The sequence below is a fragment of the Geotalea daltonii FRC-32 genome (assembly GCF_000022265.1).
GTDB lineage: Bacteria > Desulfobacterota > Desulfuromonadia > Geobacterales > Geobacteraceae > Geotalea > Geotalea daltonii.
Map to the genome: position 1 here is coordinate 1,571,479 of NC_011979.1, position 13,285 is coordinate 1,584,763.

11 protein-coding genes are annotated in these 13,285 nt (G+C 50.5%); all 11 read left to right on the plus strand.

The genetic code is table 11. The annotated features are described in order from the left end of the window. Window positions 1–87 precede the first annotated feature (87 nt). On the plus strand, window positions 88–1,653 hold the full coding sequence (gene purH, locus GEOB_RS07080; protein WP_012646511.1) for a bifunctional phosphoribosylaminoimidazolecarboxamide formyltransferase/IMP cyclohydrolase: 1,566 nt from the start codon (window positions 88–90) through the stop codon (window positions 1,651–1,653). A 43-nt stretch (window positions 1,654–1,696) separates the two neighbouring features. After that, window positions 1,697–2,965, plus strand: a complete 1,269-nt coding sequence (gene purD / locus GEOB_RS07085) for a phosphoribosylamine--glycine ligase (RefSeq protein WP_012646512.1) — start codon at window positions 1,697–1,699, stop codon at window positions 2,963–2,965. A gap of 198 nt (window positions 2,966–3,163) precedes the next feature. Further along, the gene (locus tag GEOB_RS07090) at window positions 3,164–5,335 is read left to right on the plus strand and encodes an STT3 domain-containing protein (RefSeq protein WP_195892564.1); all 2,172 of its coding nucleotides are present in this window, start codon (window positions 3,164–3,166) and stop codon (window positions 5,333–5,335) included. Between the two features lie 60 nt (window positions 5,336–5,395). Continuing rightward, the gene (gene purE, locus GEOB_RS07095; RefSeq protein WP_012646514.1) at window positions 5,396–5,893 is read left to right on the plus strand and encodes a 5-(carboxyamino)imidazole ribonucleotide mutase; all 498 of its coding nucleotides are present in this window, start codon (window positions 5,396–5,398) and stop codon (window positions 5,891–5,893) included. A gap of 294 nt (window positions 5,894–6,187) precedes the next feature. Next, the gene (locus GEOB_RS07100) at window positions 6,188–6,460 is read left to right on the plus strand and encodes a cytochrome c7 (protein ID WP_012646515.1); all 273 of its coding nucleotides are present in this window, start codon (window positions 6,188–6,190) and stop codon (window positions 6,458–6,460) included. Window positions 6,461–6,638: 178 nt separating this feature from the next. Then, entirely contained in the window at window positions 6,639–8,006 is a 1,368-nt protein-coding gene (gene resB, locus GEOB_RS07105) for a cytochrome c biogenesis protein ResB (protein ID WP_012646516.1), read from the plus strand. Window positions 8,007–8,061: 55 nt separating this feature from the next. Continuing rightward, complete coding sequence (gene ccsB, locus GEOB_RS07110; RefSeq protein WP_012646517.1) at window positions 8,062–8,910, plus strand: c-type cytochrome biogenesis protein CcsB; 849 nt, start codon at window positions 8,062–8,064, stop codon at window positions 8,908–8,910. Window positions 8,911–9,016: 106 nt separating this feature from the next. Further along, window positions 9,017–9,973 carry a cytochrome c3 family protein gene (locus GEOB_RS07115; RefSeq protein WP_230199029.1) on the plus strand — a complete coding sequence of 319 codons (957 nt, stop codon included), beginning with the start codon at window positions 9,017–9,019 and terminating at the stop codon, window positions 9,971–9,973. Between the two features lie 42 nt (window positions 9,974–10,015). Then, window positions 10,016–11,002, plus strand: coding sequence for a cytochrome c3 family protein (locus GEOB_RS07120; RefSeq protein ID WP_012646519.1), 987 nt, complete (start codon window positions 10,016–10,018; stop codon window positions 11,000–11,002). Between the two features lie 30 nt (window positions 11,003–11,032). Beyond that, window positions 11,033–12,130, plus strand: a complete 1,098-nt coding sequence (locus tag GEOB_RS07125; RefSeq protein ID WP_012646520.1) for an NHL repeat-containing protein — start codon at window positions 11,033–11,035, stop codon at window positions 12,128–12,130. 302 nt (window positions 12,131–12,432) lie between these two features. After that, the gene (locus GEOB_RS07130) at window positions 12,433–13,122 is read left to right on the plus strand and encodes a cytochrome c3 family protein (protein ID WP_012646521.1); all 690 of its coding nucleotides are present in this window, start codon (window positions 12,433–12,435) and stop codon (window positions 13,120–13,122) included. The last annotated feature ends 163 nt before the right edge of the window (window positions 13,123–13,285 follow it).

Below are 13,285 nucleotides of genomic sequence, written 5' to 3' on the forward strand. Positions count from 1 at the left end.
TGTATCTAATATTCAGGTGCGACAGTCCGAGCCTGCCGCTTTTTATTTCCATTTTTAACGTTAAAGATCTTAAAAAAGGAGCATGACATGGCAAAAATTTCCCGCGCGCTGATCAGCGTATCGGACAAAACAGGGATTGTAGATTTCTCTAAAGAGCTGGCAGGGTATGGAGTGGAAATACTCTCCACCGGCGGCACAGCCAAACTTCTTCGCGAAGCCGGGCTTGCAGTCAAGGATGTATCTGAGTTTACCGGCTTTCCTGAAATGTTGGACGGCCGGGTGAAGACCCTGCATCCCAAGGTCCATGGCGGTCTCCTCGGCATGCGTGGCAACTCGGAGCATGTGGCTACCATGAAGGCCCATGGCATCGAGCCCATCGACATGGTGGTGGTGAATCTCTACCCCTTTGAGGCGACTGTTGCCAAGCCCGATTGTTCCCTGGAGGACGCCATCGAGAATATAGATATCGGCGGGCCGACCATGCTCCGCTCTGCGGCAAAGAACAACGCCGATGTGACTGTGCTGGTGGACCATAACGATTATCGCAAGGTGCTGGACGAGATGAAGCAGAGTGGGGGCGCTGTTTCTTCCGCAACCAACTTCGGGCTGGCAGTAAAGGTTTATCAGCATACGGCAGCATATGACGGGGCCATTTCCAACTGGTTGGGCGCCAGGACCGGGGAAGGTGTTGCAGAATATCCCGATACCCTGACTTTTCAGTTCAAAAAGGCCCAGGGGATGCGCTATGGCGAGAACCCACACCAGTCAGCTGCTTTTTATGTGGAGCGCGACGTGAAGGAGGCATCCATAGCCACTGCACTACAGTTGCAAGGAAAGGAACTTTCCTACAACAACATCGGCGATACTGACGCGGCTCTGGAATGCATCAAGCAGTTCAACGAGGGGCCGGCCTGCGTCATCGTCAAACATGCCAACCCCTGCGGCGTTGCCATTGGCGCTAATCTGCTCGATGCCTATGATCGCGCCTATAAGACAGACCCCGAATCTGCCTTCGGCGGAATCATCGCCTTCAACGGCGAGTTGGACGAGGCTGCGGCCAAGGCCATTGTCGATCGCCAGTTTGTCGAGGTGATCATCGCTCCCAAGGTTTCGGCCAAGGCCAGCGAAATCGTTGCGGCAAAAAAGAACGTTCGCCTTCTCCAGTGTGGGCAGTGGCAGGCTGAATCCCTGGCCCGGCTGGATATGAAAAGGGTCAACGGCGGTCTGCTGGTCCAGCAAACCGACCTTTCCCTCCACGGTGAACTGAAGGTGGTAACGAAGCGCCAGCCGACGGAAAAGGAGATGATTGACCTCCTCTTCACCTGGCGGGTGGCAAAATTCGTCAAATCAAATGCCATTGTCTACGGCAAGGACGGCATGACCATCGGTGTCGGCGCCGGCCAGATGAGCCGGGTCAACTCTGCCCGCATAGCCGCAATCAAGGCGGAACATGCCGGCCTGCAGGTCGCCGGTGCCGTGATGGCCTCAGATGCCTTTTTCCCATTCCGCGATGGGATAGACAACGCAGCCCAGGTTGGGATCACTGCCGTAATTCAGCCAGGTGGCAGCATGCGGGATGAAGAAGTTATCGCTGCAGCCGATGAGCATGGCATGGCCATGGTATTTACTTCCATGCGCCATTTCAGGCACTGATCACCTTCTTCACAGTACTTTGGTCAATTGACGGGAGGCTTAATTGAAAATTCTAGTTATCGGAAGTGGCGGACGTGAACATGCCCTGGTTTGGAAGATAGCCCAATCGCCGCTAGTGGAGAAAGTATATTGTGCCCCTGGGAATCCGGGAATCGGCACCATTGCAGAGAATGTACAGATCAAGGTCGACGACCTGCCGGGACTGCTCGCTTTTGCCAGGAAGGAGGCAATCGATCTGACCGTGGTCGGGCCCGAGTTGCCACTGTCGCTGGGAATAGTCGATCTTTTCGAGGAATACGGGTTCAAGATATTCGGTGCGCGCAAGAATGCCGCCATCATCGAGGCTAGCAAAGCTTTCTCCAAAGATCTGATGAAGAAATACCATGTACCCACTGCGGCTTACGAGGTCTTTACCGAGGTTGGGCCTGCCATAACCTTCATCGATAAAGTAGGGATTCCCATAGTGGTCAAGGCTGACGGCCTGGCTGCCGGCAAAGGGGTGATAATTGCCCAGACCCGTGATGAAGCAGTCGCTGCCGTTACGGACATGCTTTCCGGCAATGCCTTTGGTACAGCAGGTTCACGAGTTGTTATCGAAGAGTTTCTCAAAGGGGAAGAGGCCTCCTTTCTAGCCTTTACCGATGGCAAAAACATTATTCCCCTGGCCAGCGCCCAGGACCACAAGGCGGTCTACGATGGCGATACCGGTCCCAATACCGGCGGCATGGGGGCTTATTCACCGGCTCCCGTGGTTACGCCATCGATCCATGAAAAGGCCATGGAAGAAGTGATGCGGCGCACTGTGGATGGCATGGCGGCCGAAGGGCGGCCATATCGCGGCGTGCTTTATGCCGGTTTGATGATCGATGGCGATAGTGTCAAAACCCTGGAGTTCAATGCCAGGTTCGGCGATCCGGAGTGCCAGCCATTGCTGATGCGGATGAAATCGGATATCGTACCGGTATTAATGGCGGTTGCCGAAAAAGACATCAGTAATGTGCAGATCGAGTGGCATGATAAAGCTGCTGTATGTGTGGTAATGGCGGCGCAAGACTATCCGGGTGATTATGCAAAGGGTGACGTGATTAGGGGGCTTGATGTTGCCAATGCTGATGATCTCTTTGTTTTTCATGCCGGCACGGCCCTGGACAATGGCCGTCTGATTACCAATGGCGGCAGGGTGCTGGGTGTTACCGCTCTGGGGCCTACGGTAAAAGAAGCTATTGATCGGGCCTATTCAGGGGTTTCGGCCATTTCGTGGCGTGGGGTGCACTATCGGAAGGATATCGGAAGGAAGGCGCTCAGCAGATAACTGCGCCTATCAGATCTCACCGGCAATATATCTGTAGCTGTTGCAGGTCCTTCGACTGAGGATGGTATTCTGGAACGCAAAAAAATTGACAACCCGGCCGGCCCAGCTGCAGATGAGTCCGCCGAAAACAAAAGCAGGGGAAAGCAGTCAAAATGCCTGACTCCGGGCGCTCTGTTTTTTTTCGCCCTGACAGCATTTTTGCTACGTTCCTTACCCTGGAAGAACTTTGTCGGCCTGGACGGTCAATACCTATTCTACGGCCCTGACAGTTATGACCATCTTCGGCGTATAACCCTGGGCATGACCAGCTTTCCAGCCGTTCCCAGCTTTGATTCCTATTATGGCTATCCCCTCGGTACCGGCCAGATATGGTCACCGCTCTTCGATTATCTCATTTCCGCTCTTGTGCTGCTGTTCGGGGGGGATGTCCATACGGCTCATACGCTGGGATTCTGGCTTCCTCCGGTTCTTTCCTTTTTCACAATTTTTATGGTTTATGCAGCAGGCGTACGATTTTTCGGCAGAAGAGCGGGTTTTGTTGCAGCAGGCGTTACTGCTCTGCTGCCGGGTCACATCATCTATTCCCTTGTCTCCGAGCTTGACCACCATGTTGCCGAACCGATGGTCTGCCTGGCAATTGTGATCTCCCACCTGAAAGCCTTTGAACATCTTGACGAAGGGAGCCCGACAAAAGTCGACTGGTTGAGCACCGGCGGCTTGATGGTATTTGCTCTCCTGATCTGGCGCGGCTCGGTGATTTTCTGGGGGATTTTTTTTCTGGCCCTTGCTGTGCAGATCATAGCCGAAAGAGTTTCTCGACGGGACGCAAAAAATGTGTCCCGATATGGGCGCAATGCCTGCCTTTTTGCGGCTCTGCTGCTTTTGCCAGTGTGCTCCTTCGACCTGTGGGGGACTGCACAGGGAGTAAGTTTCGGCATCATTTCATGGTTCCATGTTATTTTGCTGGCTTCATTTGCTTTGTGTCTCCACCATTTAGGTAACCTGCAGACAATCAAAATGAAGTTTCATGCAGTCACTGTTACTGCGGGCATAGCTGCTTTGGTAGTATTTGCTCCAGGAGTTAAAAGGTTTTTTTTCGAACTGCTATCAGGGATTTCGGTAATCGGCGGGAAAGATCCCTGGCTGGATTCCATTTCAGAGCTGCGCCCGATGCTTTTCCCTGCCGGTAAATTTGATCTCCGCCATGCCACTGAAACCATGAGCTTTCTCTACTGGCTTGTCCCTGCTGCTTTAATCCTGTCCTGCATTCGGTGGCGCAACAGCAGCTTCAGGGATTTCCGCTACTCGGTATTCATCGTCTGGGGTGGAGTGCTCTGGTTAATTCCCTTTTTTCGCGAGCGATATATTCATCTGGCTGCACTTGCCACTGCGCTGTCAGCAGGATTACTTTTCCTTTACTGGACCGAGAGAGCTTCGACATTTTTGAAAAGATACTACGCCTGCGCTGCAGCATGCCTGTTACTATTGTTACTGATCAGCCCGTCTGCAGCTTATATCAAGGACCTTCCCAATATCACCCTGCCCGACCATGAGAAATCGGATCTTATGGCTTCTCTTGCCTGGCTTCGGGAAAATACTCCAGCTACCTCCTTTTTTCTTTCAGCGGAAAAGGTTCCGGAGTACGGCGTGCTATCTGACTGGGGCCTTGGCGCATACATAGACTATATTGCAAGACGACCGACAGTCTCGACAAATTTTGGCTGGGAGACCCATGGCCTTTTCGAGTCGGCATCTTTCCTGACCAGCACCAAGCCGGAGGATGCAGAAAAGATCCTGCGTCTGAACAAGGTTCGCTATCTTTTTCTCAATGAAGTCACCGGGAGTCTTCCACGCCTGAAATCAATTGCTGAATTCGGCATCAGGAAGAGCAGTTCAACAAGTTCTGTGCAAACTTTTAACCCTTTGGCTACAATGTATTACAGGCTTTACATCCAGAATGGCTCGATTTACCAGGTGGGGGGGAATACAGAACATGCGCTGGGTAAATACCGTCTGGTATTTGAATCTGCAAATGGTTTTGTTGATCCCTATGTGGGATTTGTCAGCCATTACAAAATATTCGAGCTGGTGCCTGGCGCTGTCATAAAGGGCAGAGTCCAGCCCGGTAAAAATATTTCACTAAAATTGCTGATCAGTACTCAGGCGGGCAGACCCTTTACATACCGCGAAGAAATAATAGCCGGAAGCGATGGTGAGTTTTCCATTGTCGTCCCTTATTCGACAACGGGTAACGCTGCCGCAGGCGTGGCTCCAGCTGGTAAATACAGCATAACTGCAGGAAATGAAAATTTTCTGGTCCATGTCAACGAGGCAGCCATTCAATTCGGAGAAGTGATTCAAATAAATTGAGCTGAAATCCAGATGGGGAAACCTGATCTGATACGTCAATCAACGGGGAGTTTACGAATAATGAGCAAATCTCTTGTTTTAATCGTCATGGGAAGTGAATCTGATCTGCCGGTAATGGAGGAAGCAGCAAAAGTATTGAAAGAGTTCGGCGTGTCCCACGAGATGCGCATCTCCTCGGCGCACCGTGCTCCCAAGAAAACCGGGCTTATGGCTGCAGAGGCACGGGATCGTGGTGTCAGGGTCATCATCGCCGGCGCCGGGATGGCTGCCCATCTGGCCGGGGTGGTGGCTGCAGAGACGACTCTGCCTGTCATAGGTGTGCCGATGCCTGGTGGCGCCCTCAATGGCGTTGATGCATTATATTCAACGGTCCAGATGCCCGGAGGGATACCCGTGGCGACCATGGCGATCGGCAAAGCCGGGGCGAAAAATGCCGGCTTGTTCGCCGTGCAGATACTTGCGCTGGCAGACAATGAACTGGCCGGGAAGCTGGCTGTCTTCCGGCAGAGCATGGCCGATGAAGTGGAAGAAAAGGATGCCAGATTACTGACATCATAACTTGTTTCCATCCGGAAAGGGTTCTTTTCTGCCCTGGCGGCGTCAATCTGCGGACTTACTTGTGCGACGTACCGATGTACGTCTCCGCGCAAGCCCTTGATTTCCTTGCCAGAACAAAAAAATCCCCTCTTTCCGAATCGGAAACCACTAGTTTCTCATCCGGAGTTTCCCGATGGAGACTAACTTGTTGAGACATTACTGCTAATTTTAATGAATGATTTGCCTTGACAATAACTGGCTGCCTGTATTAATTTTTCGCATGTTTTTTATTTTAATGTGAAGGAGGTGACTCGAATGAAAAAGATTTTTGTTGCGGTTGTACTGACCCTTACTTGTGCAGTTGCTGCCATGGCAGCTGATACCATTTCACTGCCTGCAAAGAATGGTAACGTAACCTTCGAGCACAAGAAGCACCAGGAATCCCTGAAAGACTGCAAGGCCTGCCACGAGAAGGGCCCGGGCAAGATTGAAGGCTTCGGCAAGGATGCCGCTCACAAGCTTTGCAAAGGTTGCCACGAAACAAAGAAGGCCGGCCCGACCAAATGCGGGGAGTGCCACAAGAAGTAGTAGCGCGATTTAAATCTGGTGATCGAGAAGGGATGACATTTGCTTGTCATCCCTTTTTTAGTTTCAAGGCGGAGCTTAATCAAATTTTATTTTGCCGCGGTTGATGATTTAGTTTATACTGCCCTGTCGGTTACGGTTTCCCCACCGAAGACGATCACAAATAACTCAGGAGACAGCCTTGACAACAAACAATCGCGGATTTGCACAAACGTTGTGGGATTTTTTCTGTTCACTGAAGCTTTCCATCTTCCTTCTTATCGGCCTTGCCTTAACGTCCATTATCGGCACGGTCATCCCCCAGGTGCCGGTCCCCCAGGAATACCTTCAGACCATCACTCCCTTTAAGATGCAGCTCTATGAGAAGCTTGGATTCTTCGACATGTACCACTCCTGGTGGTTCATTCTGCTTCTCTATCTTTTGACGGTCAACCTCATTGCCTGCTCCATCAAAAGGCTGCCGCGGGTATGGAAGATTGTTTCCGAACCGACGCTGGTCATGGATGAGGGATTTGAAAGGTCGCTTTCCCATACACACGAAATCAAAGTTCCAGGCAGCGCTCCAGCCTTGAAGGACAAAATGGCTGCATTTCTCAAAGCCGAATTCGCCGAGCCGACTGTGACCGAGGCTGGCGGCGAATATCACTTATTCGCCCAAAAAAGCCCCTATTGCCGTCTTGGCGTATACGTAGTCCATCTGAGCATTATTATTATTTTCATTGGCGCGCTTATCGGCTCCTTTTTCGGGTACAAGGCCTATGTCAACATCGCCGAAGGTACCGGCGTAGATTCTGTTGAGAGCCGGTCAGGCAAGAACATCCCTCTGGGATTCTCCGTCAGATGTGAAAAATTTGCCGTATCATTTTACGATACCGGTGCACCAAAGGAATTCAAAAGTATCCTCACGGTTCTGGAAAACGACAAGCCTGTTCCAGGCTATGAAAATGTTAAAGTTATCGTCAACGACCCGCTTACCTACAAAGGCATCACATTCTATCAGTCTTCCTACGGGGCTGCCGGCGATACACTTTATCGTTTCTCTGTCAGAAGCCGAAATGGCGGACAGCCTGTCCCCCTGATCGCCCACGAGGAAGACCGGGTACCGCTGCCTGATGGTGGTTTCATGCAGATCATCGGTGTTGCGCCTGAGGTCGGCAGTGACTTCCCCGGTTGTTCAGGGCCCGGGGCCAAGCTGGAGATTACCCGCCCCAACGGCAAAAAAGAATACGCCATAGTGCTGCTTAATCCCGCTTGCCGCGATTTCGATGAAAAACGTGGCAGTGACCTCATCTTCACTTTTGACGGCAAAGATGAAAAGTTCTATACCGGACTACAGGTTGCCAAGGATCCAGGGGTATGGGTGGTCTGGCTTGGTTGCTCCCTGATGGTGGTAGGCATTTGCATGGCGTTCTTCATGTCACATAAACGCATCTGGATCAGAGTCGCCAATGGTCGTGTTACGTTAGGGGGGACTGCCAGCAAGAATCCTGCAGGATTTGAGCTTTTATTCCAGGAACTGGCTGCCAAGCTCGACAGTAGTATTAAATAAGTCAATACATTACTCTCTAAAAACCCAACTGTAGCCACAGCGGAGGAAAGATCGAATGTCCAGTTCCATGCTCTTTAACGTTACGACAATTTCTTACATGCTCTCAACGTTGCTATTTCTGGCATTTCTTGCCACTAAAAACAAAAGCATAGGGCTTTCCGGTACCATTGCTGCAGGTTTCGGCTTTATAGTCCAGACGACCGCCATCGGCCTTCGCTGGAAGGAATCCTACGATCTGGGACGCGGACATGCTCCATTGTCCAATCTCTTTGAATCGGTAGTGTTCTTCGCTTGGACCATCGTCCTTATTTTTCTGATCATCGACTTCAAGTACAAATACAGGGCTGTCGGTTTTTTCGTGGTACCCTTTGCCCTGTTAGGCATGGCTTGGGCCCAGCTTGGCCTTGACAGCGGCATCGAGCCATTGGTGCCTGCTCTGCAGAGTAACTGGCTTTTGTATCATGTAGTCACCTGTTTTCTGGGTTATGCTGCATTTGCAGTAGCCTGTGGCCTCTCCATCATGTATCTCATTCGTGAAAAACAGGAGGATTCGTCGGCTTCTTCACCGGCAGGCGGGGTAATCGGAATGTTTCCCTCCGTCAAAGTTCTGGACGACCTGAATTACAAGGCGATCATGATCGGTTTTCCCCTCTTGACCCTCGGCATCGTCACCGGCGCTGCCTGGGCAAACTATGCCTGGGGCACATACTGGAGCTGGGACCCTAAGGAAACCTGGTCACTCATAGTCTGGTTCGTATATGCTGCATTCCTCCACGCACGCATAACCAGAGGCTGGGTCGGCAGAAGGGCAGCCATCCTTTCCATCGTCGGATTTGCCGCTACCATTTTCTGCTATCTCGGCGTCAACCTTTTCCTGTCCGGCCTGCATAGTTACGGCAAGTAAAAAAAATTCCCGTCCTGAGCCACCTGACTCGCACATGGATTAAATAGCTAAAATGGTGATGACAACACCTATACGTATAAAATACAGGCCTACGTTCCTGTCTGTCTTGACCATATTGTTGTCTTTGCTGGGTGCCGGTACCCTGAGAGCAGAACCCCTCGACTGCCGACGCTGTCACAGTGATTTGGAAAAAGCCAGGGTAACGCATTCACCATTTGCTGCCGGTGAATGCTCATCCTGTCATCAGCTTGCTCTGGACAAACGGCATCCTGAACAGAAAGAGGCCATTGTTCTTGTCAGCGATGGTTCAAAGCTCTGCAGCCAATGTCACGAAGCATTGGACACCGCCAAAAATGTTCATGGTCCGGTGGCATCAGGCGATTGCATTTTCTGTCACACACCGCATTCGTCACCAAACGACAAGCTACTCAAGGATACAGGCATTGCCCAGTGTCTGAACTGTCATGAGAATAAATTCCAGCAAAAGTACATGCATGGACCTGTTGTTGAGGGTAAATGTTTTATTTGCCATGATCCCCATCAATCCGACAATCCTTATATTCTGAAGATGGGCCTTCCTGCACTCTGTTTGAGCTGCCACGATGCCTCGGCCATGTCCGGCAAATCAATCCACGCCCCGGTCAGGAAAGGTAACTGCCTGGCCTGTCATGATTCCCACGGCTCACCATACCGCAAGCACCTGCGAAAAGATTTTCAGGAAAATTTTTATCTGCCCTTCAGCCCTGACAATTTTGCCCTTTGTTTTGACTGCCATGCGTCGGAGATGATCCTTGACCGGCGTACTGACAGCCTGACCGATTTCCGTGACGGTGACCGCAATCTGCATTATCTGCATGTCAACAAAATAGATAAAGGCCGGTCTTGCAAAGCCTGCCATGATGCACATGCGGCAGAACAGGCAAAATTAATCAAAAGAAAGGTCCCGGGTTTCGGAAAGTGGGAGATCCCCATTGAATTCCAAAAGACCTCTACCGGAGGCACATGTATCGTTGGCTGTCACAAGCCCAAATCCTATGACAGAATAAAAACCAATGAATTCTGATATCAAGGTTACGGTCTTCACATTGGTAAGAGGAGATTCTTTTTGAAAGGGAAACCAGCTTTTTTTGCGGCGTTATTGGTTCTGTTTGCGGGTTTTTCCTCTGACGCGGCAATAACCTTTATCTATCCCTCTCCGAAAACCCAGGTCAAACGTTCTGATTACCTGATCCTTAAAATGAATAACCCGCAGATTTCCGGGATCAAGGTAACTGTTAACGGCCTGGCCAGTGATACGATGCTGATCGGGTCCGCCGAGTACAAGAAGGCATTTCAGGACCTGGTAATACTCCAGCCGGTATGGGATGGTGGAAAGAACGAGATTATCGTTGAGGGGTACGATGGGGAGAAAAAGATTGAAGCGACCTCAACGGAAATTTTTTTCAGCGACAAGCCTGCCGCAAATGTTCCGTCCCAATATAAGCGGAATGTCATGCACGTACCTGAACTGGAAAAATATTGCAGCCCATGCCATGACATGAATCCCACTACAGCACAGCTGGACACCAACATGGACAAAAAAAATCCATGCTATGGTTGTCACAAGAAAATGGGGAATACTAATTTTGTGCATGGTCCGGCCGGAACCTTTTCTTGTGCTTACTGCCACAACCTCAAGGGAATGCCAAAATATGCCGTGATGCTCCGCGATGCCGCGTTGTGCAATGAATGTCACGCCGATAAGGCGACTGAATTCAAAAAGAAAAAATTCCTCCATGGTCCCGTTGAAGCCGGAATGTGCGAAATCTGTCACGACCCCCACGGCAGCAACTTCACCAGCCAGTTACGGCTACCCATAAACGAACTTTGTTTGTCGTGCCATGAATCTGTCGCCAAGGAAACACATGTGGTGAGGTTGACAGATGGGGCTGGCCACCCGCTGAAAGACAAGCCGGATCCCTCAAAACCAGGCTCGGGGCGTGATCTTTCCTGTATCTCCTGTCATAATCCCCATGGGGGAGAGGCCCGGTTCTTTTTCCAGAACAATGTGGAAGACAGGATGCAGCTCTGCCAGGTCTGCCATAATAAATAATTCGATCCTGTAAAAGTAAAAGGAGTTTGTATGAAAAGTGTAAAAGCAGTAGTCGTTGTTTTGCTGTACCTTTCGATTTCAAGCATCATCGCCGGCTGTGCGTCAGCACCCGTCGTGAAAAACCGTGTCTTTTGGCCACCCCTTCCGGATGATCCCAAAATCGAATGGCTGGGAGCATATCGTACGGAGAATGATCTGCCAAAAACGGGCAGTCAAAAGTTTTTTAAAAATATCATTGGCGAAGAGGAGCAGATCAGGTTCAACCGGGCCATGGGCATAGCGTCCGACGGCTCCGGCAAGGTCTACATTACCGACCCATCCGAAATGCAGGTTGTCGTCTATGATTTTAACAAGAACAAGGTCCATGTCTTTGCCGAAAAAGACAAGGAACTGCAATCCATGATGAAAGAACCTATGGGCATAGCCGTTGACAACAACGCAAATATCTATGTTTCCGATGCGAGTGCTAAAAAAGTGTTCGTTTTCAATAGGGACGAGAAACTGATCAACACCATCAACCTGACGCAAGACACAAAGCGCCCTTTTGGCATTGCAATCGATAATGATCGTAAAAGGCTCGTTGTGGCAGACCCTGTTGTTCACAACCTTGAAGTCTATGACCTCAATGGCAAACACATGAAAACCATCGGCAAACTCGGCTCAGGACCGGGGGAATTTTATGGGCCCACCTGGGTTACCGTATTGAGAAATGGTAACATTGCTGTTTCCGAATCCAGGAATTGCCGGCTGCAGCTGCTTGACCCGGAGGGTAAATCGCTTCAGATTATGGGCCAGCGGGGAGACCGTCCAGGCGAACTGCAGATGCCGAAGGGAATAGCTGCGGACTCTGAAAATCATCTTTATTCCGTTGACGGCAGAGCCAATGCGATCAATGTCTTCTCGGAAACCGGGGAATATCTGCTGACCGTTGGGGGAGGCTACTCCGCTGAAAGAAAGATCGCTCCCGGCGGTTTTTTGCTCCCCATCGGCATATTCATCGACCAGAAAGATACCATCTATGTGGTAGATCAAATGAATCTCCGCTTCCAGATCTTTCAATATATGAATGACAAGTATAAGAAAGAGAACCCTGTTGCAGCGGGTTCCTCCTCTTCTGTTGCCAAGTGATCTTGTCAACGGCTTTTTATTTTGCGGTTATATGGCTGGGTAAAACGTTATTGAACGATGAGTGCGCCGCGATTGTCAAATCTTGTTGGATTGAAAATATAGCAATAACAGCTCCTTAGGTTTGGCTGTTCTGCTGGCACGCAAGTTGCTATATGTTAAATCAAATCTAATATTGCTTTCTAAGCATCAGGCGCATTCATTCAATAACGAAAGGAAGGTGAAAGAACTAAGTATCACGGCAGTCGGTTTTACCCAGGCATCTAAATCAAGCAACAAAAAAATGAAAGAGGAGGATTATCAAGATGAAAAAAGTTTTATTGACAGCAGCAGCAGTACTTACCATGGCCGGTAGTGCAATGGCCGCATCAGTCGTCAGCAGCAAGCATGACCTTTCGACCGGTGGCCCACAGACTGTGTACAACACCAACACCCAGCAGGTATGTGTTTTCTGTCACACCCCTCACAATTCCAAAGAGACACGGGCTCTGTGGAACAGAAACAGCGCCACTTCTACAAGCTACAAACTGTATACATCCGGTGTCTGGGCCGAGCAGGCATCCTGGTTTGAGAGCGGCCAAAAAGGAGTGATCAAATCTGACAGCCCTTCACTCATGTGCATGAGCTGCCATGACGGCAGCAGCCTCAAGGCCGTTGTAAACAAACCGAAAGATGTAACCGCTCTTTCAGCAAGCAGCGACACAATCGGATCCAACCCTGCCAACCTTGGTACAGACCTGACCAACGATCATCCTATCAACATCAAGTATGCTGATTACCGGGCCAATACCCAGTACAGCGGTTCTGTTGCTACGCTTGCTACCGAGGATACCACAACTGGTACGGTTGGCGCTTCTACCCTCAAGCTGCCGCTTGCCAAGGGCGTTACCGTTGAGTGCAACACCTGCCACAACGTCCATGACCCCGCAAACGTGCCTTTCCTCCGTGGAACCATGGGTAAAAGTGCCCTTTGCACCGCATGTCATCTGAAGTAGTTTGAGATGTTAAGCCAAGAGGAGGGGGTAACCCCTCCTCTTTTTTTGTCCCATGAATTTTCCCCCTCAGTTTGCTCGCTTGCGGCACCTTTCTCAAGTTACCTGCCCACTCCCTCAAACTTGCCCGTTTGTTTGGCGAATTGGATAACCATCTCCAGGTAGG